This window comes from Sphaerisporangium sp. NBC_01403, from assembly GCF_045040145.1.
Classification (GTDB): Bacteria; Actinomycetota; Actinomycetes; order Streptosporangiales; family Streptosporangiaceae; genus Sphaerisporangium; species Sphaerisporangium viridialbum.
The window spans coordinates 2902092-2925144 of the sequence record NZ_CP109534.1 but is presented as its reverse complement, the minus strand read 5'-3'; the positions used below and the strand labels follow the sequence as shown (position 1 = coordinate 2925144).

At 68.2% G+C, this 23053-nt stretch carries 25 protein-coding genes; 12 read left to right on the top strand and 13 right to left on the bottom strand.

Features of this window, described 5'->3' with window-relative positions; translation table 11 throughout:
- The first annotated feature begins 13 nt into the window (after positions 1-13).
- Genes OG589_RS13200 through OG589_RS13190 form a run of 3 tightly spaced genes read left to right on the top strand, consistent with a single transcriptional unit; the run spans position 14 to position 3415 of the window.
- The gene (locus tag OG589_RS13200; RefSeq protein ID WP_405149015.1) at positions 14-1180 is read left to right on the top strand and encodes a toxic anion resistance protein; all 1167 of its coding nucleotides are present in this window, start codon (positions 14-16) and stop codon (positions 1178-1180) included.
- The gene (locus OG589_RS13195) at positions 1177-2799 is read left to right on the top strand and encodes an extracellular solute-binding protein (RefSeq protein ID WP_405149014.1); all 1623 of its coding nucleotides are present in this window, start codon (positions 1177-1179) and stop codon (positions 2797-2799) included. Before OG589_RS13200 ends, OG589_RS13195 begins: the two co-directional genes overlap by 4 nt.
- The gene (locus OG589_RS13190; RefSeq protein ID WP_405149013.1) at positions 2786-3415 is read left to right on the top strand and encodes a hypothetical protein; all 630 of its coding nucleotides are present in this window, start codon (positions 2786-2788) and stop codon (positions 3413-3415) included. The genes OG589_RS13195 and OG589_RS13190 overlap by 14 nt, the downstream gene beginning before the upstream one ends.
- 192 nt (positions 3416-3607) lie before the next feature.
- On the opposite strand, the gene OG589_RS13185 is transcribed toward OG589_RS13190, so the two are convergent.
- The gene (locus OG589_RS13185) at positions 3608-4639 is read right to left on the bottom strand and encodes a medium chain dehydrogenase/reductase family protein (protein ID WP_405149011.1); all 1032 of its coding nucleotides are present in this window, start codon (positions 4637-4639) and stop codon (positions 3608-3610) included.
- Positions 4640-5014: 375 nt separating this feature from the next.
- Between OG589_RS13185 and OG589_RS13180 the strand changes: the two genes are divergently transcribed.
- On the top strand, positions 5015-5386 hold the full coding sequence (locus OG589_RS13180; RefSeq protein WP_405149009.1) for a ClpX C4-type zinc finger protein: 372 nt from the start codon (positions 5015-5017) through the stop codon (positions 5384-5386).
- Between the two features lie 102 nt (positions 5387-5488).
- On the opposite strand, the gene OG589_RS13175 is transcribed toward OG589_RS13180, so the two are convergent.
- Both OG589_RS13175 and OG589_RS13170 read right to left on the bottom strand, forming a co-directional pair.
- Positions 5489-5884, bottom strand: a complete 396-nt coding sequence (locus OG589_RS13175) for a nuclear transport factor 2 family protein (protein ID WP_405149007.1) — start codon at positions 5882-5884, stop codon at positions 5489-5491.
- 177 nt (positions 5885-6061) lie between these two features.
- Positions 6062-7144 carry an epoxide hydrolase family protein gene (locus OG589_RS13170; protein ID WP_405149005.1) on the bottom strand — a complete coding sequence of 361 codons (1083 nt, stop codon included), beginning with the start codon at positions 7142-7144 and terminating at the stop codon, positions 6062-6064.
- 114 nt (positions 7145-7258) lie between these two features.
- Between OG589_RS13170 and OG589_RS13165 the strand changes: the two genes are divergently transcribed.
- The 4 genes from OG589_RS13165 to OG589_RS13150 all read left to right on the top strand — a co-directional run bounded on the left by OG589_RS13165 (position 7259) and on the right by OG589_RS13150 (position 10236).
- Entirely contained in the window at positions 7259-7738 is a 480-nt protein-coding gene (locus OG589_RS13165; RefSeq protein ID WP_405149003.1) for a MarR family winged helix-turn-helix transcriptional regulator, read from the top strand.
- Positions 7739-7829: 91 nt separating this feature from the next.
- Complete coding sequence (locus OG589_RS13160) at positions 7830-8723, top strand: DUF4158 domain-containing protein (protein ID WP_405149001.1); 894 nt, start codon at positions 7830-7832, stop codon at positions 8721-8723.
- 149 nt (positions 8724-8872) lie between these two features.
- The gene (locus tag OG589_RS13155; RefSeq protein ID WP_405148999.1) at positions 8873-9517 is read left to right on the top strand and encodes a Tn3 family transposase; all 645 of its coding nucleotides are present in this window, start codon (positions 8873-8875) and stop codon (positions 9515-9517) included.
- A complete protein-coding gene (locus OG589_RS13150) occupies positions 9445-10236 on the top strand; it encodes a Tn3 family transposase (RefSeq protein ID WP_405148997.1) in 792 nt (263 codons plus the stop codon). The genes OG589_RS13155 and OG589_RS13150 overlap by 73 nt, the downstream gene beginning before the upstream one ends.
- 354 nt (positions 10237-10590) lie before the next feature.
- On the opposite strand, the gene OG589_RS13145 is transcribed toward OG589_RS13150, so the two are convergent.
- The 9 genes from OG589_RS13145 to OG589_RS13105 form a co-directional block, all read right to left on the bottom strand.
- Entirely contained in the window at positions 10591-11826 is a 1236-nt protein-coding gene (locus OG589_RS13145) for an iron-containing alcohol dehydrogenase (protein ID WP_155340576.1), read from the bottom strand.
- Position 11827: 1 nt separating this feature from the next.
- Positions 11828-12316, bottom strand: coding sequence for an Ldh family oxidoreductase (locus tag OG589_RS13140; RefSeq protein ID WP_405148994.1), 489 nt, complete (start codon positions 12314-12316; stop codon positions 11828-11830).
- Entirely contained in the window at positions 12313-13773 is a 1461-nt protein-coding gene (locus tag OG589_RS13135) for an NAD-dependent succinate-semialdehyde dehydrogenase (protein WP_405152035.1), read from the bottom strand. The genes OG589_RS13140 and OG589_RS13135 overlap by 4 nt, the downstream gene beginning before the upstream one ends.
- 76 nt (positions 13774-13849) lie before the next feature.
- Entirely contained in the window at positions 13850-14014 is a 165-nt protein-coding gene (locus tag OG589_RS13130; protein WP_238499846.1) for an FAD-linked oxidase C-terminal domain-containing protein, read from the bottom strand.
- Positions 14015-14049: 35 nt separating this feature from the next.
- Positions 14050-15126: an ABC transporter ATP-binding protein gene (locus OG589_RS13125; protein WP_405148991.1), complete on the bottom strand. Its 1077-nt coding sequence runs from the start codon at positions 15124-15126 to the stop codon at positions 14050-14052.
- A complete protein-coding gene (locus tag OG589_RS13120; RefSeq protein WP_405148989.1) occupies positions 15126-16193 on the bottom strand; it encodes an ABC transporter ATP-binding protein in 1068 nt (355 codons plus the stop codon). The genes OG589_RS13125 and OG589_RS13120 overlap by 1 nt, the downstream gene beginning before the upstream one ends.
- On the bottom strand, positions 16193-17104 hold the full coding sequence (locus tag OG589_RS13115; RefSeq protein ID WP_405148987.1) for a carbohydrate ABC transporter permease: 912 nt from the start codon (positions 17102-17104) through the stop codon (positions 16193-16195). The genes OG589_RS13120 and OG589_RS13115 overlap by 1 nt, the downstream gene beginning before the upstream one ends.
- Positions 17104-17970: a carbohydrate ABC transporter permease gene (locus OG589_RS13110; protein WP_405148985.1), complete on the bottom strand. Its 867-nt coding sequence runs from the start codon at positions 17968-17970 to the stop codon at positions 17104-17106. Before OG589_RS13110 ends, OG589_RS13115 begins: the two co-directional genes overlap by 1 nt.
- Before the next feature lie 80 nt (positions 17971-18050).
- Positions 18051-19598, bottom strand: coding sequence for an extracellular solute-binding protein (locus OG589_RS13105; protein ID WP_405148982.1), 1548 nt, complete (start codon positions 19596-19598; stop codon positions 18051-18053).
- Between the two features lie 270 nt (positions 19599-19868).
- Here OG589_RS13105 and OG589_RS13100 point away from each other — a divergent pair, with 270 nt between their 5' ends.
- The 4 genes from OG589_RS13100 to OG589_RS13085 all read left to right on the top strand — a co-directional run bounded on the left by OG589_RS13100 (position 19869) and on the right by OG589_RS13085 (position 22491).
- Complete coding sequence (locus tag OG589_RS13100) at positions 19869-20612, top strand: GntR family transcriptional regulator (RefSeq protein ID WP_405148980.1); 744 nt, start codon at positions 19869-19871, stop codon at positions 20610-20612.
- Between the two features lie 91 nt (positions 20613-20703).
- Complete coding sequence (locus tag OG589_RS13095) at positions 20704-21273, top strand: DJ-1/PfpI family protein (protein WP_405148978.1); 570 nt, start codon at positions 20704-20706, stop codon at positions 21271-21273.
- A gap of 19 nt (positions 21274-21292) precedes the next feature.
- Positions 21293-22114 (top strand): alpha/beta fold hydrolase, encoded by an 822-nt coding sequence (locus tag OG589_RS13090; protein WP_405148976.1) that lies wholly within the window; start codon positions 21293-21295, stop codon positions 22112-22114.
- Between the two features lie 23 nt (positions 22115-22137).
- A complete protein-coding gene (locus OG589_RS13085; protein ID WP_405148974.1) occupies positions 22138-22491 on the top strand; it encodes a hypothetical protein in 354 nt (117 codons plus the stop codon).
- A gap of 195 nt (positions 22492-22686) precedes the next feature.
- Here OG589_RS13085 and OG589_RS13080 read toward each other — a convergent pair whose 3' ends face one another.
- A complete protein-coding gene (locus OG589_RS13080) occupies positions 22687-22956 on the bottom strand; it encodes a hypothetical protein (protein WP_405148972.1) in 270 nt (89 codons plus the stop codon).
- Between the last annotated feature and the right edge of the window lie 97 nt (positions 22957-23053).

Sequence of the window (23053 nt, the reverse complement as noted above, 5' to 3'; positions counted from 1 at the left end):
AGGAGAGACCACCGTGAGCGATCTCGTGCTCAGCCCGCCCGAACCCGTGGCCAAGGTGCCCACGGAGAAGGCGGCCACCATGCTGCCGGTCCCGGAGGGACGCACCTCCGAGCTGGCCGAGAAGGCCGAGGGCTTCGCCGAGGAGCTGAACGGCCTGGACCCCCGGTCGCCGGAGTTCACCCGCAAGGTGCGCGACATCACCTCCATGGGCGACTCGGAGATCCGGGCGTCCTCGCAGGTGGCGAACCGGATGCTGAAGCGCCCGGTGGCCGCGCTGGCGTCCGCCAGGGGCGAGGGCAAGGACGCGCAGGCGGCGGTGGCGGGGCAGTTGGTCGCGCTGCGCCGCACGATCGTCGACCTCGACCCCAAGCAGGCGTCCAACCCGGCGAAGAAGCTGCTGGGGCTGATCCCGTTCGGCGATAAGCTGCGCGACTATTTCGCGAAATATCAGTCGGCGCAGCGGCACATCGACGACATCATCCGCGCCCTCAAGTCCGGGCAGGACGAGCTCCTCAAGGACAACGCGGCCATCGAGGGCGAGAAGACCAACCTGTGGGAGTCGATGAAGCGCCTGCAGGAGTACGCCCTGCTGGCCGCCGCCCTCGACTCCGCGGTGGAAGACAAGATCATGCAGGTCGAGGCGGCCGACCCGGAGAAGGCCACCGCGCTCCGCTCGGACGCGTTGTTCGGCATCCGGCAGAAGCACCAGGACCTGCTCACCCAGCTCGCGGTGTCCGCCCAGGGGTACCTCGCCCTGGACCTGATCCGCAAGAACAACCTAGAGCTGATCAAGGGTGTGGACCGGGCGACCACGACGACGATCGCGGCCCTGCGCACGGCCGTGACCGTGGCCCAGGCCCTCGCCAACCAGAAGCTCGTGCTCGACCAGATCACGGCGCTGAACGCCACCACCTCCGACCTGATCGTGGCGACCAGCGAGATGCTGCGCACGCAGGCGGCCGACATCCAGACCCAGGCGGCGTCCACCACGGTCAACATGGACGCGCTACGCAAGGCGTTCGACAACATCTACAGCACCATGGACATGATCGACACGTTCAAGGCCCAGGCGGTGGAGAACATGGCGATCACCGTGGACAGCCTGACCGTCGAGCTCGACCACGCGCGCACGTACCTGGAGCGCTCCCAGCGCGGCGACGAACAGGCGCTCCCCCGATGAGCGAGCCGTCGCCCGGCGTACGGGCGGGTTCGCGGCCCACCAGGCGGGCGCTCGCCCTGCTGGCCGTGCTGCCCATGCTGATCGCGTCGGCCGCGTGCGGCGGGACGGACACGCCCGCCACCCCCGTGGACGCTCCCGACGCGCTGCGCGTCCTCGCGGGAAGCGAGATCAAGGACCTGGAACCGCTGCTCAAGCGAGCCCAGGACGCCGTCGGCGTGCGGGTCACCCTGTCGTACGCCGGAACGCTCGACGGGGCCGACCAGGTCGCGAGCGGCGGCGCGGATGGGACGTACGACGCGACGTGGTTCTCCTCCAACCGCTATCTGTCGCTGATCGACGGGGCGAACGCACGGCTCTCGACCCAGACCAAGGTCATGGTCTCGCCCGTGCTGCTCGGGCTGAAGGCGTCCAAGGCTCGCGAGCTCGGGTGGGACGGCAAGCCCGTGACCTGGAACGACATCGCCTCAGCCGCCCGCGCCCACAAGTTCACCTTCGGCATGACCAGCCCCGCGGCGTCCAACTCCGGATTCTCGGCGCTGGTCGGCGTGACGGCGGCGCTCTCCGACGCCGGGGAGGCCGTGGACAAGGCCCAGATCGACGCGGCCACCCCCAAGCTGAAGCGGTTCTTCTCGGCGCAGACGCTCACGGCCGGCTCCTCCGGATGGCTCGCGGACGCGTACGCCAAGCAGGGCACGGTGGACGGGCTGGTGAACTACGAGTCCGTGCTGCTCGGCCTCAACGCCTCCGGCAGGCTCAAGGAACCGCTCACGCTGATCTACCCGAGCGACGGGGTGGTGACGGCCGACTACCCGCTCACGCTCCTGAGCTCCGCGACGCCCGGCAAGAAGGAGCTGTACGGGAAGCTCGCCGCCTGGCTGCGCAGGCCCGAGATCCAGCGGGAACTCATGACCACGACCTACCGCCGGCCGATCGTCCCCGAGGTCAGGCCGGACGAGCGTTTCGGGACCGCGCCGCTGGTGGAGCTGCCGTTCCCCAACCGGCGCAGCGCGGCGGACGAGCTGATCGGCGTCTACCTGAACCAGGTGCGCAAGCCGTCGCGGACGCTGTTCGTGCTGGACACCTCCGGTTCGATGACGGGCGACCGGATCGACGCCCTCAAGCAGGCGCTCACCGCGCTGTCCGGTGCCGACACCTCCGCCAGCGGGTCGTTCTCGCGCTTCCGTGACCGCGAGACGGTCACGATGATCCCGTTCAGCACCGCGCCCGACGCCCCGCGGACGTTCGCGCTGCCCGAGCGCGACCCCGAACCGGTGCTCCAGCAGATCCGCTCGTACGGCGAGGGGCTGCGGGCGAGCGGCGGCACGGCCATCTTCGACAGCCTGCGGGCCGCCTACGAGCAGGCCGGGTCGGCGGCATCGGGAGACTTCACCTCTATCGTGCTGATGACGGACGGCGAGAACACGGACGGCAGCTCGTACGACGACTTCGCCACCTTCTACACGTCGCTGCCCGTGAAGTTCCCGACGTTCGTCGTGCTCTTCGGCGACAGCGACGTCGGCGCGATGCGGCAGATCGCCCAGCTCACCGGTGGAGCGACCTTCGACGCCCGCAAGGGGTCGCTGGCCGCCGCCTTCAAGGAGATCCGTGGCTACCAGTAGCCCCGGCGGGCGGATCCTCGCCTACGCCGGGTCGACCAAGAACATCGCCGGGTGCGCCCTGGCGCTCGCCGGGGTGGTCCTGGTCTTCTTCGGCCTCGCCGGGGCGTTCTGGCCCGTCGTGGTCGCCGGGCTGTACGGCGTCGGGGCGCTGCTGGCACCGGCGGACCGGGTGCGGCTCACGATCTCGCACGCGGAGGTGGAGTCCCGGCGGCTGTACGCCGACCTCGACACCCTGCTGGTCAAGGTCGGCGGCACCCGGTTCCCCGAGGACGTGGTGGCGAGGGTCGGCGCGCTCGCCGAGGTGCTGCGCGACATCCTGCGGCGCGCGGACGCGCTCACCTCCTCCCCTGACCACCTGCACATCGTCTCCCAGACGATCAGGGACTACCTGCCGTCCAGCCTGGAGGCGTACGCGAACCTGCCCCGCTCGTACGCGCTCACGCGGCGCGGCGAGCGGGAGCGCAGCGCCCACGAGGAGCTGCTCGCCCAGCTCGACCTGCTCGCCGCCCAGCTGAGCAAGGTGGCCGAGTCGGTCTACCGGGGCGACGAGCAGGCCCTGCGCGACCAGGGCAGGTTCCTGCAGGACCGGTTCGGCGGCTCCGGCCTGGACCTGTGACCATCCAGGCACTCGGGGCGTTTCGGCGCGAAAACCACGGCCGAGGCGGTCGAGCGGTTCCGGCGATCGCCGCGGGGATGAGCAGCCTTGCCCGGTGGCGCCTGGTGGTGGTGGGGGTGGTCATGGCGGTTCCTCGCGTATCAGGTAAGGGAGGGAGAAGATCGTGCGGCCACCGGCTGCGGAAGGGATGAGCTACGGGGTCAGTACGATCTTTCCGGCGACGGTGCCGGATTCGGCCAGCCGCAGAGCGTCGGCGATGTGGGTCAGCGGGAGCCGGGCGGCGATCTGGGCGGTGAGGTCACCGCGCTGGAGGGCTGCGAAGACCTGGGTGAGGTCGGCGTGCAACCGGGCGCGGAACCGGTTCTTTGTCAGCGCTCGCCCGGCCCAGATGTTGAAGAAGTAGGCGCGGCGGCGGTTGGGCAGCGCGTTCCACAGCCACACCCGGCCGAGCAGCTTGAGCATGGGCCACTGCTTGGACCCCTTGTCGTCCCGGGTGGAGGCGCTGCCGTAGGAGACGAGCGTGCCGCCGGGCGCGAGCAGGCGCCAGGAGCCGACGACGCTGCGGCCGCCGACGTGGTCGAAGACGGCGTCCACCCCGCCGGGGGCGAGCTCGCGGACGCGCGTGGCGACGTCCTCGGTGCGGTAGTCGACGGGGATGACGCCGCGTTCGCGCAGGGCGTCGTGGTGGCGCGCGGATGCTGTGCCGATCACCTTCACGCCTGCGGCCTGGGCGAGCTGGATCAGGACCGAGCCGACGCCGCCGTTGGCGCCGTGCACCACAATGGTCTGCCCCGTGCGGACCCGTGCCTTGCGGTGCAGCATCTGCCAGGCGGTGATGCCGTTGACCACCAGGGTCTCCGCCTCCGCCGCGCCGATCCCGTCAGGCACCCGCACCACGTCCGCCGCGTCGACGAGCACGTGGGTGGCCCAGCCGCCGACCTTGACCAGCGCGGCCACCCGGGTGCCGGCCAGGCCAGGCTCGACACCCTCGCCAGTTGTGAGAACCGTGCCGACCAGGTCGTACCCGGGCACGAACGGGAACGCCGGCTGGTCGTAGTAGCGGCCGCGGCGCATCTGCTGCTCGGCGAAGGAGACCCCGGTCGCCTCCATCCTGATCACGACCTGGCCCGGGCCCGCGGCGGGGACGGCTCCGTGCCGGATCTCCAGCCCTTCCGGCTCCACCTTGCCCGGCAGAACGACCTCGACGAGTCCTTCGGCGTTCATGACGACCTCCACTGCGTGGTGCATCGAGTTACGCATTTTCGCGTTCGTTATTAGTTGTAACGCAGACGAGAAGTGAGTGTCAATAGCTTTCGTGATAGCCTCTAACTAAATCTTGAGGATGTAGCCGTGCAGGCGCGGAAAGGTGGCAGGCCATGGCGGAAACGGGCACGAAGCCCCCGCGTGAGCGCTACCGCGTCCAGGTGCGTACGGAGATCAAGGAACGCGCGTGGGAGCAGATCGCCACGACGGGGGCGTCCGCGCTCTCCCCCAACGCGATCGCCAAGCAGTCAGAAAGGTGCAACACGCACACCAGTTGTCAGGGATTCCCTGACGGGCTAAGGTGTCAGGGACATCCTGACGCCTAAGGAGTGCGCTGTGACACCGCCTGACACTCTGACCGAACTCGCTCGGTGTTCCTTCTGCAGCAAGCCGGACACCAAGGTCGACAAGCTGGTCGCCGGCCCTGGAGTGCATATCTGCAACGAGTGCGTGGCTCTCGCCGCGTCGCTCATCGACGGCAGCCTCGGTAGCCCCGCAAGACCGCGCGTGCCCGTCTGGGAGTCGTTGACAGACGGCGAGATGCTGAGCCACATTCCGCGCGTAGCCGCGCACATCGACCAGGCCGAGGCCGACCTGCGCTCATGGGTGCAGGAACTGCGCCGACGCGGCGTCACCTGGATCAAGATCGGCGAAGCTCTCGGGATCACCCGCCAGTCCGCATGGGAGCGGTTCTCCGGCGAGGAGTGACACGACCCGGGGCCACCCGCCCGCATCTCGTGGTCTTCTATAACGTTTCAGGTTCGCCACGTAGCGATCACACTTGAGTGATACCGATCGGTAGCCGTGTGGTTACAGTTCATTTTCTTCCGACCTTCGGTGCAGATCGGAAGAAGACGTTCCCCGCGCTGCGGTGGACTTCGCGACGGCCTCGGTCTTGTCGTCGATGACGAAGACGGCGATTTCGTGGGCCCGCACCGTGGCGGTCTCGCCGTCGACCTCGATGACGAGGTTGGACTTGTTGTGCAGGGTGCGGACATACGTGCCGTGGCCCGAGCGCACGAGTGCGATGAGCGCCTCGATGCCGCGGGCCTCCCCGCGCGGGGACTTGACGACGACGTCCTCGGTGAAGAGCCGGTCGGTCTCGTCGTAGCGGCCCTCGTCGATCCACAGGCTGTGGCGGGCGACCAGGTCGGCAAGTTCGGCGCGGTCGGCGAGCGCGCGGATCAGGGTTTCGGTGCTGGTCATGACGGTCTCCTTCGAGTAGTTGGATGCCGCCAGTGACCGACGGTGAGCACGGCAGGTACCGGTATGCGAGACACCAGAAGCCCGCAGCATCGAGTTTCCTTGCGACACAACAAAACCAACTGGAGGCTTCCGCAATTCTCAAACACTGCCTTTGGAGCGGGTGGCGACCCGGTAGTCCTACTTGACGTGGGTAAGGAAGAAGTCCCGGACGTCCTCGGCGAGCAGCTCCGGCACCTCCATCGCGGCGAAGTGGCCGCCGCGCTCGAACTCCGACCAGTGCCTGATGTCGTACAGCCGCTCGGCCAGCGGTCGCACCGACTGCGTGATGTCGTGCGCGAACACCGCCACGCCAACCGGTACCGGGCACGGCTCGATCCGCCGCGGAGTATCGTGGTGCAGCCGCGCCGAGGAAGCCGCAGTGGCGGTCAGCCAGTACAGCGAGATGTCGGTGAGCATCCGCTCGTCACTGATCTGCGAGCGAGGGTCGGTCCACTGTGCGAAGCGCTCGGCGATCCAGACCAGCTGGCCGACCGGCGAGTCGGTCAGCGCGTAGCCGATGGTCTGAGGGGTGAGGGCCTGCAGAGCCTGGTACGGCGGACGATTCGCCATCATCTGCCTGACCTTGTCCAGCCGGGCTTCATCCGTTTCGGACAGTTCAATGTCGGCGTCCGGGACCGGCCGGGTCGGCAGGTAGTTGACGTGCACCCCGACGACCCGCTCGGGTGCCACCGCGCCGAGCGCCATTGAGATGCCCGAACCGAAGTCGCCGCCCTGCGCGCCATAGCGCTCGTACCCGAGACGGCGCATCAGCTCGGCCCAGGCCCGCGCGACCCGGACGATGTCCCAGCCGCGCTCGTGGGTCGGCCCGGAGAAGCCGTAACCCGGGATGGACGGAATCACCAGGTGGAAGTCGCGCGACAGCGGCTCGATCACGTCGAGGAACTCCAGGAACGAACCGGGCCAGCCGTGGGTGAGGATCAGCGCGAGCGCGTCCGGCTTCGAAGACCGGACGTGGACGAAGTGGATGTTCTGGCCCTCGATCTCGGTGGTGAAGTGCGGAAGCTCGTTGAGCTTGGCTTCGTGCTCGCGCCAGTCGTAGCCGGTGCGCCAGTATTCGGCCAGTTCCTTGAGCCGCGCCAGCGGGAAGCCGTAGTCCCACCCGGCGTCGGCGACCTCATTGGGCCAACGGGTGCGGGAGAGCCGGTCGTTCAGGTCGTCGAGGTCGGCCTGGGGGATGTCGATGCGGAACGGCTTGATCATGGTCCTGACTCCCAGGGTGGTTCATTCGGTGGCCGAATGTTCAGTCGACTAACGTTTACTCCACAAACGATAGCACGATCATTAGTGCATCCAACGATTCGTTAGACTTGTCACATGGAGAACCCATCCGAGGAGACGCCCGCCAGGTGGGAGAGCCTGCCCAGCTGGCTGCTCACCCAGACCGCCAACCACGCGCACCGCCTAGTGGCCGACGGGTTCTCGTCCGTCCGCGCCCGCGGCTACCACTACCGCCTGCTGGCGACGCTGGAGGAGTCCGGCCCGGCCAGCCAGGCCGCGCTGGGCCGCCGTAGCGGCATCCACCTCAGCGACATGGTCGCGACGATCAACGAGCTCGCCGATCGCAAACTGGTCGAGCGCGCCCCGGACCCCTCCGATCGGCGGCGCAACATCATCTCGCTGACCGCCGCGGGCAAGCGGCAGCTGCGGCGACTGGAGAAGCAGCTGGCCGAATGCCAGGACGAACTGCTGGCTCCGCTGTCACCCGAGGAGCGACAGTGGTTGACCGAGCTGCTGTCCAGGCTGTTGGACCACCACAACCGGCGAACCGGCACCCCCGAAGAGCCGTGGCGCTGACTGGGGTCGCCGTAGTACTCGCCGTAAATCGGGCGGATATGGCTGAATGGCTTCTTTGCTGGTGGTCTTGGGGCCTGGCTGGAGGTCGTTCGTGGCGACGCGGGTGTTTGCGGATGAGGAGCTGGAGCGTCTACGGGGGTTCCCGGAGATCGGCCGGGAGGAGTTGTTTCGGTTCTTCACCCTGACCTCGGCTGATGTCGCATTCGTGGATCCTGGCCGGGGGCGGGGGCCGGCGGACCGGCTTGGGTTGGCGGTCGCGTTGTGCACGTTGCCGTGGCTGGGGTTCGTCCCGGACAAGGTGTCGTTGGCGCCGCCGGTTGCGGTGGCCAGGCTGGCCACCCGGCTGGGCGTCGATCCGGGCGAGTTACGGTCCTACGGCCGGCGGGCGAAGACCCGGACCGAGCATCTGCGACTGGTGGCGAGATATCTGGGGTGGCGGCTGCCGACGACGGTGGAGCTGAAGGAACTGGATGAGTTCCTGCTCGCGCGGGCGCTGGAGCACGATTCGCCGACGCTGCTGTTCCGACTGGCGTGTGAGTATCTGATCTCGGCGCGGATGATCCGGCCCGGTCCGGTGACCGTGGTGGAAAGGGTCGCGCACGCCCGTGCCGAGGCGCAGCGGGAGACCTTCGACCGGCTGGCGCACGAGTTCACCCCGCAGCGGTGCGACCAGCTCGACGGGCTGCTGGTGACCGACCCTGAGGTCGGTACAACCCGGTTACGGTGGTTATCCACCGGCCCGGTTGAGGCCTCCCCGGCCGCGGTGAAGGCCGAGGTAGCCAAGCTGGAGTTCCTGCGCGCTGTGGGCGCCGATGCCCTTGACCTGTCGGTGCTGCCAGCCGAGCGGCGCCGGTTCCTGGCCACGGTCGGCCGCCGGTTGACCGCGCAGGCGCTGCAACGGCGCGATCCGCAGCGCCGCTACCCGATCCTGCTGACCTTGCTGGCGCAGTCGGCGACCGAGGTGCTGGATGAGGTTACCTGCTGACGCTGCGGCAGTGGTCCTCGCAGCGGGCGGAGTTCTGCCGGCTGGTCGGCAAACCCGCCCAGGCCGCCGGCGCCCTAGCCGAGGCCGAGCGGGAACTGGGTGAGGCGCTGGGAGAACTGGAGGAGGTCTTGGCCGCCGGGGACGGCCCGGTGCGCCTGGACGAGGAGGGCGACCTGGTGATCTCGCCGTTGACCGCGGAGGACGTGCCGGCGGAGGCGATCGCGCTGAAGGCCGAGCTGACCGAAATGCTGCCGTTCGCGCCGATCGTGTCGCTGCTGATCGAGCTGGACAAACGCACCGGATACCTGGATTGCTTCACCCACGCCGGCGGCAAGCAGGCCCGCAGCACGGAGTTGAGGCGCAACCTGATCGCGGTGCTGATCAGCCACTCCACCAATCTTGGGCTGACCCGGATGGCGGATGCGTGCGGGATCTCCTATGACGTGCTGGCCTGGACCAGCGAGTGGTACGTGCGGGAGGAGACCCTGCGCGCGGCCAACCTGACGCTCATCGGCTACCACCAGCGGCTGCCGCTCATCCCGATCTTCGGCGCCGGCACCTTGTCCTCCAGCGATGGGCAACGCTTCCCCACTCGCGGCAAGTCGGTCACCGCCAGGGTATTTCGCCCACGAGGGCCTGTCGACCTACACCCATGTGACCGATCAGCACACCCACCTACGGCACGAAGATCATCGTCGCGACGAACCGCGAGGCCCACTACGTGCTGGACGAGATCTTGGGCAACGCGACCGACATCCCGATCACCGAGCACGCGACCGACACCCACGGGGTGACGCTGGTCAACTTCGCGCTGTTCGACCTGCTGGGGTTACAGCTGTCGCCCCGCATCCGCGACCTGGGCAAGATCACCCTGTACCGGGCATGGCCACGGGCACGGGCCGAGGCCGACTACCCCCGCGCCGCGCCGCTGCTGACTCGGCGGCTGAACACCGGTCTGATCACCGAGCACTACGACGACCTGCTCAGGCTGGCCGGGTCGCTGAAGTTCGGCCACGCCACCGCATCCCTGCTGGTCGGCAAACTCTCCGCATCCAGCCGGCAGAACGCGCTGGCGGCGGCGCTGAAGGAGTACGGCGCGCTGCGCCGCACCATCTACGCCGCCCGCTACCTGGCCGACCCCGCCTACCGGCGCAAGATCTCCCGCCAGCTCAACAAGGGCGAGTCGCTGCACGCGCTCAAACGCGACCTGCTGTACGCCCACGAGGGCACCATCCGCGGCCGCCATCTGGAACAGCAGAGTGAACAGGCGTGGTGCCTGACCCTGGTCACCAACGCGGTGGTCGCCTGGACGACCGAGTACTACGGCCTGGCGGTGGAGTCGATGCGCGAGGCCGGGCGGCGCATCGATGATGAGGTCCTGGCGCACATCTCCCCGGCACACAGCGAGAACATCAACTTCTTCGGTTCCATCGAGGTCGACATCGAAGGCGAGCTGGCCCAGCTCGGACCCACGGGGTACCGGCCGTTGCGCGTGCGCGACACCCTGTTTTGACGCGCAGGGGCCCATCCGGGCAGACGGGCGACGAGGCCCGAAGCACCGGCCACCTGTTAGGCGGGTAGTGAAATGATCTTGGGGTGGTGGCCGGCCTGGTCGGGGCCGGGAGCAGATGCGATCACGATTCGGTTGTTCACTCGCGTTGATCTATCCGCAGTGGAATGATGACGTTATGTCACCGCGTGGAGCGAGGTGGGCCGGTGGGGTTGTGGCTGTTGTGGCCGTGGCCGGCCTGGTGGGCGCGCAGCCGTGCGCCAGGCCTGGGAATGGGCGGCTCCCATTAAGGCGTAGCCGACAATTCCGATACCCAGGGTGGGGCAGGGAACTCGTCGTCATGTGAAAGGCCCGTCACTATCTCTGCTCCGGAGTCAGGACGTGTCGGGTCCGGTCCCCGATCCAGGCCGCTTCGAGGATCGCGGTCAGGCTGGCGGTGTCGGTCGGGCCTGGATGGTTCTGGATCAAGCGGGTGACGCCACTGGCCATCTCCGCGAAGCGCGGGAGGTCGGCGCGTGCCACGCCGATGTCCGCCAAGGTGGTAGGGATGCCGATGTCGGCAAGGAGCCCGTCGAGCCAGGTGAGGAATGTATCTGCGGCCTCGGCATCCGAGGCGTCGGTCACGTCGAGCCCGCACACCCCGGCGAGGATGGTCAACCGGTCGCCGATGGCATCCCTGGCCGCGTCCAGCGCGTAGGGCAGCAGCAGCCCGACGCCCAGGCCGTGCGGTGTGTGGGTGGCTGCGCCGATGGGGTACTGGAGGGCGTGCGGAGCCGCGTTGCCTGCGTGGGAAAATGCGAGCCCGGCTAGCATGGACCCATAGGACATGTCCGCGCGCGCGTCCTTGTCGCCTCCGTCCCTGACGACACGGGGCAAGCTGCGGGCGATCCGCTCCGCGGCCAGGAGCGCGTAGTGATCGGTGATCGGGTTGCGGCCGAGGAAGACCTGCTCCACCGGGTCGCGCGGTCCGTGGGCCCGGGGTCGCGCGGTGTAGCTCTCCACCGCGTGACAAAACGCGTCGATGCCGGAGTGGGCAGTGACGGTCGCAGGGCAGGTGTAGGTGAGCTCGGGGTCGACGATGGCGAAGTCGGGCACGATGTGGACGCTGGAGACCCCCACCTTCAGCTCGCGGTCCGGGTCGGTCAACACCGAGACGGGCGTGAGCTCGGAGCCGGTGCCTGACGTCGTCGGGACCGCGACGAGAGGAATCGTCGGCCCCGGCACCTTCGACTCGCCGTAGAAGTCGCGCGGCGTCCCACCGTGGCGCCGGATGACGCCGACGATTTTGGCGAGGTCGATCACCGTGCCACCCCCGATGGCGAGGATTACGTCGGCGTCCACCTCTGCGGCGACCGAGACGGCCAGGGCGACATCGGCGAGTGGCACGTCCGGAGTCGCGTCGGCAAACACCCCGACGACTTCGACCTTCTCCCGCACGGCGGCCACGATCTCGGCCACGCCCGGCTGCCCCAGAAGAACCCGGTCGGTCACGATGAGGACTCGCGAGCCACACTCGGCCACCACTCGTGGGATGTTCTGCGCGACCCCTTCGCCCACTATCAGCTGGCGTGGTCCGCGGACGGTCTCAAGCATGTCAGTGCCTCTCTGGAACGTCGGCGGTGATTTGCTGGGCGGACGTCCAGGTCACCTGCGAGACCGGGACGGCGTCGGCAAGGTTGGCTGCCGGGTGGCGCAGGCGCGCGCCGGGCTCCCAGACTCGGTCGTGCCCGGGCGCCCTCGGGTCCATCGCGATGAAGACGTCGCCCTTGGTGGGCGGGTCAGTCGGGTCGAGGGTCCCGCGGACATCGTCGCCAAGGGCGGTACGAGTCAAGGTCGCGACCAGCACCTCGATCATGAGCCCGAGGGCGTAGCCTTTGGGACCGCCGAAAGGGCTGATCGCCCCATCCACCGCCGCGGCCGCCCCTGTGGCGCGCACACCGGCGGAGTCGACGGCGTCCCCGGGTGCCATCGGATTCGTGCCGACCATGGCCCGGGTCCCGCCCCACGGGTGGAGGCCGGTCAGGTCATGTGTGCACAGGGCGCGGTGATCCTCGGCGGGCACCCGGAGCAGCAGGCCGGTCACGGTAGGTCGATCGCCGCGTAGGTGACGTCGAGGTACTCAAGGATGCCCTCGTGCGACCCCTCCTTGCCGATCCCGGACTGCTTCACGCCTCCGAACGGAGCTGACGGGTCCGAGATCAGACCACGGTTGATGCCGAGCATCCCCGTCTCTAGCCCCTCGGTGAACCGGAGCGCCCGCTGGAGGTCACGGGTGAAGACGTATCCGACCAAGCCGTGCTCGGTATCGTTGGCCTTCGCCATTACCTCGTCGTCGGACGTGAACGAGATGATCGGCGCCACCGGGCCGAAGATTTCCGCCTCCAGCATCCGCGCGTCTTCGGGCACGTCGACGAGGACCGTAGGCGGGTAGAAGTGGCCCGGCCCATCCGGACGCTCGCCGCCCACCAAGACACGGGCGCCGCGATTGACCGCGTCGGCGACGAGCTCGTCGATCTTGGTGACCGAGGCCTCGTCGATCAACGCCCCGACGTCCACGCCGTCGTCGAGACCATGGCCCACCGAGAGCGCGCCCATCCGCTTGGCGAAGCGCGCCGTGAACTCCTCGCGCACCGGCTCCTCGACGTAGATTCGGTTGGCCGCGATGCAGGACTCCCCGATGTTGCGCATCTTGGCCACCATGGCACCGTCGAGCGCGACGTCCAGGTCCGCGTCGGCACACACGATCAAGGCCGCGTTGCCGCCCAGTTCCATGGAGGTGCGCAGCACGTTGTCCGCCGCCTGTCGTAGCAGCACGCGCCCGACCTCGGTCGACCCGGTGAACGAAAGCTTGCGGGTCCGACGGTCGGCTAGCAGTGCTGAGACCACCTCGCCGGCACGCTTGGTTGTCACGACGTTGACGACGCCCGGGGGAACGCCGACCTCCTCCATGATGCGGGCTAGGAACAGCATGGTGAGTGGCGTCTGGGATGCTGGCTTGGTGATCGTCGTGCAGCCCGCCGCCAGCGCAGGAGCGATCTTGCGGGCACCCATGGCCAACGGAAAGTTCCAGGGCGTCACGAAGACGCACGGTCCGACCGGCTTCGGCACGGTGAGGATGCGATACCCACCTGCGGGAGCGGTGCTGTAGCGCCCCTCGACGCGCACCGCCTCCTCGGCGAACCAACGGAAGAACTCGGCGCCGTAGGCCACCTCTGCCCGAGCCTCGGCGAGCGGCTTGCCCATCTCGAGCGTTATCAGCCGGGCGACCTCCTCGGATCGCTCGGTCAGTGCCCGGTACGTCGCGGTCAACAGCTCTGACCGTTTCCGCGGCGGGGTCGCCGCCCACTCCGCCATTGCCTTGCTCGCCACGTCCAGAGCGGCGAGCCCGTCAACGACGTCGGCGTCCGCCACCTCGGCGATGGTCTTGCCGGTGGCCGGGTCCTCGACGGCAAAGGTGGCTCCGCTGGCGGCGTCGCGCCAGGCGTCGCCGATCCGGAGCCGCCGGTGCTCGGGGGCCAGGACGTTCATCGGGTCACTCATTGCGTCGCCTCCTGTGATGTTCTTGGTGATGTCCAGCGTGACCTCAGCGATCGCGCCACGCGCGTTGACGAACGGGTCACACGACCTCGTCGGGATCGAGGTTGCCGAGCGGGTCGAACGTGGCCTTGGCCCTGGCTGCAGGGCGACGCCCCGCGCCACCGATCGCCTTCTCGGGCCATGGCTGCTTCAGCGTCGTCAGGCCGTGCTCACCGGTGACGGTCCGCCGAGGCTCGATTGCCACGTGCGGGCGCATGTTGACGTCGCCGCCCTGCGCGGTTACCTCCCGGCCTCGGACAGCGCCAGCCCGGTGCCCGCATCGAACAGGTGCGCACGGTCCAGGTCGACCGTGACATGCAGCCGCTCGCCCGGCGTACCGGTGACGGTGGGTCGTGCCTTGACCTTGAGGATCTCCGTCCCCACTCGGACGTCGACCACCGTTCGGTCACCGAGCGGCTCAAGGCCGTAGAGCTCACCCGACAACGACGCGTTCCCACGCTGCTCGACGGACAGGTCCTCCGCGCGCAGGCCCAGCAGCAGCGGACGACCGTCCTCAGCCGTGGTCCAGCGGGGCCGCGGCAGCGTCCAGCCTTCCGCCCCGACCAGACGATCTCCCTCGGCGTGGCAGGCGAGCAGGCTGATCTGCGGGCTCCCGACGAATCCCGCGACCCACTGGTTGGCTGGACGCTCGTACACCTCGGTCGGCGTTCCGACCTGTTGCACCTTCCCCTCCTTGAGGACCGCGACCTGGTCGGCCATGGACAGGGCCTCGACCTGGTCGTTGGTCACGTAGACGAAGGTTGCTCCGAGGCTCCGGTGGATGCGGGTGAGCTCGGTGCGCATCTCGACGCGGAGCTTGAGGTCGAGGTTCGTCAGCGGCTCGTCCATGAGAAACGCGCGCGGGCGACGGACCAGCGCCCGGGCCAGGGCGACACGCTGCATCTCACCGCCCGACAACTGCGCCGGACGACGCTGCAGCAGACGTTCGATGTGCAGCAGGCTCGACATCTGCTCGACGGCAGCGGCGATCTCGCTCGAAGAACAGCGGCGTGCCCGCAGCGGCGAAGCGATGTTCTCGTACACCGTGTGTCGCGGGTAGAGGGCGTAGTTCTGGAAGACCATGGCCAGGTCGCGTGCGGCCGGGGCGTCACCGGTCGCGTCCCTCCCGTCCAGATGCACCGACCCGGCGTCAAGCTTCTCAAGGCCGGCGATCGCTCGCAGGGTCGTCGTCTTGCCTGCCCCGGAGGGTCCGAGCACGACGAAGAACGATCCGTCCGGCACGTCCAGCGTCACCCCGTCCAGGGCCTGGACTTTACCGAAGGACTTGCACAGCCCGTGCACTGCCACGGTTCCCATCAGGCCACCAGCTCTTCCGTGCTCACGTCGTAGACCGCCGGGGGCCCGCCGGTGTGCCGCAGCCCGACCGGTGCGTCAGCGGCGAAACGGACAGTCGGTGGCATCCGAACCCGTACGTCGCGCTGGCCGCCGTGGTCAACCACGTAGATGATTTCGTCGCCCAGCCACTCCGCCGAGACCACGCGGGCCGGGACCGAACGTTCCGCCCCTGGTTCTGTGACTTCCAGCGCCTCCGGCCGGACGCCTGCGACCAGGCGACGGTCGCGCGGCAGGCCTGGCGGTGGCGTGAGGACCAGTCCGCCCTGACTGCGCAGCTTCCCGTCGGCCACCTCCGCCTCAATCAGGTTCATCGGCGGGGAGCCGATGAATGCGGCGCAGAAAAGACTCGCCGGACGGTCGTAGACCTCCAGCGGCGTGCCGATCTGCTCGACGCGGCCCTTGTTGAGGATGGCGATTCTGTGACCTAGCGACATCGCCTCGACTTGGTCGTGGGTGACGTAGACCATCGTCGTCCCCAGCTCCCCCTGCAGGTGCTTGATCTCCGTGCGCATGTCCGCCCTCAGCTCCGCGTCCAGATTGGTGAGAGGTTCGTCCATGAGGAATGCGCGCGGTCGTCGCACCAGGGCGCGAGCAAGCGCGACGCGCTGCTGCTCCCCGCCGGACAGCCGGCGCGGTCGCCGGTCCAGGAGCGGACCAAGCCGCATCAGCCGGGCGGCCTCGTCGACCCGCTCGTCCACCTCCGGCTTGGGCAGTCCCTCGGCCCGCAGTGGGAACGCCAGGTTGTCGCGGGTTCTCAGATGCGGGTAGAGAGCGTAGAACTGGAACACCATGGCGATGTCGCGCTCGGCGGGCGGCAGGTCGTTGACCAGCGTGTTGCCGATGCGGATGTCGCCCGTCGTCTGCCTCTCCAGGCCGGCTATGGCCCGCAGCGTGGTCGTCTTGCCGCAACCCGAAGGGCCGAGCATCACGAACAGCTCGCCGTCGCCGATGGACAGGTCCACGTGATCAACTGCGACCGTCCCGTCCGGGTAGCGCTTGTGCAGGGCGGTCACCTCGATGCCCGCCATCAGCGTCGCACCGCCCCGAGCGTCACACCGGCGACGAGGTGCTTGCGCACCAGGTAGGCGAAGACGAGCACCGGTAGGGCGAACACTACGGAGGCGGCGGCCACGAGACCCCAGTCCACAGTGGTTCCACCGATGAGGCCGGCGATGGCGGGTGGGGCCGTCCGCACGGTGTCACTGGAGGTAAGGAAGATGGCGAACACGAACTCGTTCCACGAGAAGATGAGTGCGAAGACCGCCGTCGCGGCGATGCCGGGCACGAGCAGGGGAAGGGTAAATCGCCAGAACGCCTGCAAGCGGGTGTAGCCGTCGAGCATGGCGGCATCCTCGTACTCTGCGGGCACCTCGTCGACGAACCCCTTCATCATCCAGATCGTGAACGGGACGTTGAACGCGGCGTAGATGAGGATCAGGCCGAGCTTGGTGTCGATGAGTCCGACTTGGCGGTACATGAGGAAGATCGGGATCACGACCACCACGGGCGGCATGAAGCGGGTGGACAGGATGAAGAACAGTTGGTCCTTCTTGGCCTTCACGGCGAAGCGCGAGTAGGCCCAGGCCGCCGGGACCCCCAGCACGGTGGCCAGCACCGTGGAGACCCCGGCGACCACGACGGAGTTGAGGAACGCGACGGACAAGGTCGAACGACCGCCGCCGGAGGCGACGAACACGTCCTTGAAATGGTCCAAAGTGACCTTGAAGTCGAAGAACTTGGCCGGGATGGCGTAGACGTCCCGGTTCTCCTTGATGGACGTCTCGATCATCCACAGCACCGGAAAGAGCATCACGACGGCCAGCACGGTCAGCAGCGCGACCTCCAGCACGGAGCGGCCCCGGCCGCCGAAGCGGCGCGCGGGGGGCGTGTGATCCCGGACAGGACCTGTGGACACGGCCTCGTCGACGGAGACGGCCATCAGTCCTCCTTGAGCTTGTTCAAGTAGCGCAGGTAGAGCTGCGTGAGGACAATGACGACGAGGACCATGAGGATCCCGTACGCCGAGGCGGTTCCGGTGTTGAAGCCCAGGAACGCGACCTTGTAGACGTGGAACGACAACGTCTCGGTGGAGACCCCCGGACCTCCGCTGGTGAGGATGTAGACGAGGTCGAACAGCCGGAAGGCCTCGATGGCCCTGAACAACACGGCAATGAGGAGCAGCGGCCACACCAGCGGAAGAGTGATGGTGCGGAACCGGAACCACTCGGACGCCCGGTCGATCGAGGCGGCCTCGTACAAGTACTTGGGGACCGCGGTAAGGCCCGCAAGTGCGATGAGCATGATGAACGGCGTCCATTGCCAGGTGTCGACCACGATCAGGGAAATCAATGCCGTTCGCTGCCGGGTGAGCCACTCCACCTGCCCCAGGCCGAGCGAGCCGAGCATGCTGTTGATCACGCCGAATTGCGCGTCGAGCATGAATCGCCAGAACAGCCCGACCACGACCTGCGACAGCATCATCGGAACCAGGAACAGAGTGGTCAGCAGTCCTCGCCCGTGCGTGCGCCGTGAGATCAGGTAGGCGATGGCGAAACCGAGCACGGTCTGCAGGGCGACCGCGCCGAACACGTAGATCAACGTCGTCAAGGCCCTCAGGTGGACCTGCGCCGAAGTCAGGATGGCGGTGTAGTTCTCGAACCAGACGAAATGGGCCGGCCCCCCGCGGGTGGCCGAGTAGTCGGTGAAAGACAGGTACAACGCCCACAGCAACGGGAACACCGACATTGCGAGCAACAGCAGCAGCGCGGGGGAGATGAAGGCCACGGCGAGCCCGCGGTCGCTCAACCGGCGGGACCGACCCGGTGCAGGCGGCGTCGCGGACGCCACCTGCCCGGGGTGGTCGGTCGTCAGAGGGACGGGGCCACTCACAGTCCGCCGCCGCCCTTGCGGCTGCCGGAGTCGAGTACGCCCTGCTGCTCCTTGGCGATGTCGTCGAGCGCATCCTTCGGCTTCTTCGCGCCGTTGAGAGCCGCGTTCACGTTGGTGTTCTCAATGTCGACGAGGCGCGCGTACTCGGGCACGTTCCACATGTCCCGCATCCGCGTAACCGAGTCGGTGTACACCTGGTTGAACGGCCCGGCATTGAGGAACTCGGGCGACTCCAGGGCGTCCGTACGCGATGGCACGCCACCAGCCGCGGCCCACTTCTTCTGGATGTCAGCCTGCTCGAACCACTTCATGAAGTTCAGGGCCTCCGCCTGGTTCGCCGCGGGGGAGTAGGCCGACACGTGCATCCCCATGCCGCCGAGAGGCACCAGGTTCGTCTTCTGGCTCGGCAGGGTGGCAAAACCCAGCTTGTCGAGAATCTGCTCCCGCGTGGTGCCGAGCGTCGACTGCTTCGGGTCAAGCAGGCCGCCGCTCGCGGCGATCCAGTTGAACGCGATGCATGCCTTGCCCTGGGCGACCGCCGCGTTCACCTCGTCGATGAACCAGTTGCCGGAGCCCTTGGCGGTCAGCGGCTTCATCTTGTTGACCAGGACGTCCATCGCCTCCTGGCCCGCAGCGTCGTTGATGACGCCCTCGATCTTGCGCGTCTTGGAGTCCCAGAGGTTGCCGCCGTAGACGCCGTTGACCGTGTTGTAGGTTACGGCCGCGGCGTCGGAGCCGTTGGCCTGGTGGAAAGCCAGCCCGCTGACGCCAGGGTTGTCCGCCTGGCACTTCGCGGCGACTGAGATCATCTCGTCCCACGTCTGCGGTGGCTTGTCGCCGATCAGGTCCTTGCGGTAGATCATCGTCCAGGTGTCGCCGAGCAGCGGCAGTCCGTACAGGCTGGCGTTTTCGTCGCGCTTGCCGGTTTCCGCCTGGGGGTACTGGCCGTAGGCCGCCAGGAGGTACGGGTTGTAGGCCTTGACGTCGATGTTCTTCTTGACGAAGTCGGTGATGTCGAGGATGTTGCCGTTCGTCACGGCCTCGCCGATGTGTTGCGAGTCCAGGATCGGGATGTCGAAGTCGGTCTTGTGCGCTGCGAACTGGGTGAACATCGCGTCGTGCCAGTTCGCGTTCGGTACGGTGTTGACCTTGATGGTCACGTTCGACCGCTCCTTGGTGTACTCCGCGTTCGCGAAGTCTTCCAGCGCGTGGGCGGGGGGCCAGTCGAACCAGATGAAGCTGAGGGTCAGCGGGTCCTTGGTGAGCTCCGGGATGGTCGCCGGTGCCTTGGGGGCGCTCGCCTTCGCGCCGTCGTCCTGGCCGCCGCAAGCCGCCACGGTCGTGGCCACCAACATGGCCGCCGTCGCCAGCTGCACCTTTCGACCGGGAACGGACAGTCGTCCTATTCGCTTTGGATACCGCATCTTCTTGCCTGCTTTCTGGGGGGTGGACTTCTGGAGCCTTGCTGCGTGCTTCGCCGAGCAGTTGCTGGGTTCAGGCGTGTTGCCGGCTGTCGCACGGGCTGACCCGCGGACCGGCGTCACGAGTACGCCGCGACGTAATGGGGCTTCAGGCAGTCGAGAAGTCCTTCGGTCCTTGTGCGGCCCGGTAGCGAACCGAGTACGACGTCGAGCATGCTCATGGGAGCTCCAACTGATCGAAGCGGAGCGATGGTGGGCGGTTCCTCGATGGGTGAAGGATGGCTGGCATCCGTCACCTTTCCTATACGATCTGAGTGGGGGCGTCAGCATCCCGCAGCGTTGCGACCGATGTCAACAGGTTCCCGAAGACGCAAGAAAGGACCTCACGTCACGATGGACGACGAAGCGATGATCGCGCGGCGCCGTGGGGCCATGACGGGCGGAATGCCGCCGGGAAGATCTCGCGGCCGGCTTGCCGACGAGGTGTACGACACGCTGCTCGGACAGATGATGTCGCTACGGATCGAGCCTGGCTCCCGCGTCACGATCGACGTCCTGGCGCGAGAGCTGGGGGTCTCGCAGACGCCGATCCGAGACGCTCTGAACCGCATGGAGGCCGAGGGCCTGGTCGTGCGTGTGCCCCATGCTGGCTATCGCATTCCCCCCCAAATCACCCGTCACCGATTCGAGGACATGCTTGAGGTCCGCCTGCTCCTCGAGCCGGCAGCGGCGCGCAGATCCGCCGAACGCGCATCCTCGAAGCAGGTGGCCGGTCTGCGACGAATGCTGGAGGAGATGGCGGAGCTGGAGGGGGGCAACGGGCCCATGGCCTATGGCGCCTTCGGGCTACGCGACGCCGCTTTTCACGATCTCGTCGCCCTGAGCGCGGAGAACCAGGTCATCCGCGAAGCGCTCGCTCGCCTGCACACGCACGTGCACCTGTTCCGGCTTCTCCACGACACCCAGGTCACTCACTTGGCCATGGCCGAGCACGAAGAAGTTCTGGCCGCGATCGCCGCGCGTGACCCCGACGCCGCCGCCTACGCCATGCGTCGGCACATCCTGCTGTCCGGCGAGCGGTTCCGACGATTGTTCGACGAGGCCAAGGGCGCGGACGGAATGGCGGTAAAGGCTTGACGGGCGGGCTGGGCCCAGGAATGCTAACCCAATCGGATCGGATTGGATCGGATTGGATCCACCTCACCGCCCCAGATGCGAGGAGAAGCAGGTGCCCAGAGCGCTGCTCCTAACCGGCGACGCCGCCGAGGAGCTCGACACCATGTATCCCTACTATCGCGTGCAGGAGGGCGGCTGGGACGTTGACGTCTCGTCACTGACGATGCGTGACATTCAGCTGGTCATCCACGAGTTCGACCCCAACTCCGACGCCTACGTGGAGAAGAACGGCCGAAAGTTGCCGGTCGACGTGCCCTGGGCCGAGGTCGACGTCGAGCGCTATGACGCCCTCATCATCCCTGGGGGACGTGCCCCCGAGTGGATCCGGGTCAACGCCGACGTCAGGCGCATCACCGAGCACTTCTTCGCGCGCGACCTCCCGATCGCGCTGGTGTGCCACGGCGCGCAGGTGCCAGCTGTGTACGGGCTGCTGAAGGGTCGAAAGACGGCGTGCTTCCCCCCCATCACCGGTGACATGGAGAACGCGGGCGCGACGGTCATCGACGCTCCCGACGTCGTGGACGGCAACCTCGTCTCCTGCCGGGGGTGGCCGGACATGCCGCAATTCGGCAAGGCGATGATGGAGCTCTTTTCGAAGTCCATCAACTCCGCATCGGCATGAGCACACCTGGCCTGTCTCGGTGACGGCACTTCGGACCGTCACAGTCGACGGCTCCCCCGTCCACGTCCTGGAGAGCGGCACCGGGCCCGCGGTGCTGATGCTGCACGGCTCCGGACCCGGTACGACCGGATCCGGAGCCTGGGCAACGACGGCACAGGCGCTGGGCACGTCCTGGCGCCTGGTGGCTCCTGACCAGGCGGGGTTCGGCCGTACACCAATCCCGGCGGGCTCCAGGGGTGGGCTCCGGCTGTGGACGGAGCAGGCCGCGGGCCTGATGGATGCTCTCGGTGTCGAGCACTACGCCGTGGTGGGCCACTCCATGGGCGGTGCCGTGGCGCTGGCGTTGGCGGCCGCGCGTCCCCAGCAGGTCACCCGTGTCGTGGCGGTCTCGACGATGGGCGCCCCCGGGGCGCCGCTGTCCGCCGAGCTCGACGCGATCTGGGCCGCCCCCGCCGGCCCGCTCGGGGCACGAGACATGTTGAGTCGCCTCGTCCTCGACCAAGCGCTCGTGACCGAGTCGGCCGTCGCTGCCCGTGCAGCTGCGATGCGAGCGGGGGCGGCCGCATTCGCGTCGTTGTTCCCTCCACCTAGGGCACGTTGGGCCGACGAGCTCACCCTCTCGGCGCAAACGCTGGCAGGGGTCCGCGCGCCCGTGCTGCTCGTCCACGGCGCCGAGGACCGAGTCACCCCGCTCGGAACGGCAGCCCTGCCCCTGCTCGAACACCTGGCCGATGTCCGTCTGTACGTGCTCGGCCGATGCGGGCACGTGCCGGCGCTCGAGCACCCGCACGACTTCAGGCGACTCCTGTCGTGCTTCCTCGGCCGGGAACGAGGTCACTAATTGCTGCGACAGGTCCGCAGCCCGTGCCTGCGTTCTCCCTGGTCGCCGCCAAGGGCGGCGTTCGCCGGGTATCGGTTTCCGGCCGAGGTGATCGTGGTCGCGGTCCGCCGTATTTCCTGGTGGTCGGGCTGGACAAGGCCGACAAGCTCGGCAGTGCGATCGGCGCGGTCCTCGGCCTGGCCGGGTTGTGCCTGTCGGTCTACGGCATGATCACCGGCCGCCCGAAACAGCCACCTGCCGGCCCCGGCGGTGGGTCAGCCGCTCCCGTGGCCCCCTCCCAGTCTCCTCAGCCGCTTGCCTCGGCCTCGCCGAGCCCGGGGGCCGGCCTGGCCAGGGTGCGCAACGACATCAGCGGCGGGGACTTCCACGCCCGGTGATCCAATCCGGATCGGTCGGCCCGGTCACCTTCGGCCCCCCAGTACCGAGGTCGCCGCAGGCCGGAGACACTGCGCCAGATCCCGCCTCCGGGCCTGAGGGTCCGGCCGGGTCGTGAGCAGCACGCCGGGTACGCACAATCAGATCACCGGCGGGTTGTTCCTGGCACCGGTGATCCAGGGCCAGCACGTCGTCCTTCACCTACCCGCACAGATCACCCCGGCGATGGCCGGGTTGCCGGCCGCCTCGGCGTCGTTCACCGGCCGCACCCAGGAGGTGACCGCCCTGCTGGAGATCCTGGCGCCCGCGCCGCCGGTGGGAGGGGCGGTTCCCGGGCCGGGCGGGGTGGTGCTGGTGAGGGCGGTCGGGGGGATGGGCGGGATCGGTAAGACCGAACTGGCCGTGCAGGCCGCCCGTACCGCCCTGGCCCGAGGCTGGTTCGCCGGCGGGTTGCTGTTCGTGGACATGTTGGGCTACGACCCCGCCCGCCGGGTGGACCCCGACCGCGCGGTGGAGGGGTTCCTGCGCGCGATGGCCGTCCCCGGCGAGCACATCCCCACCGGC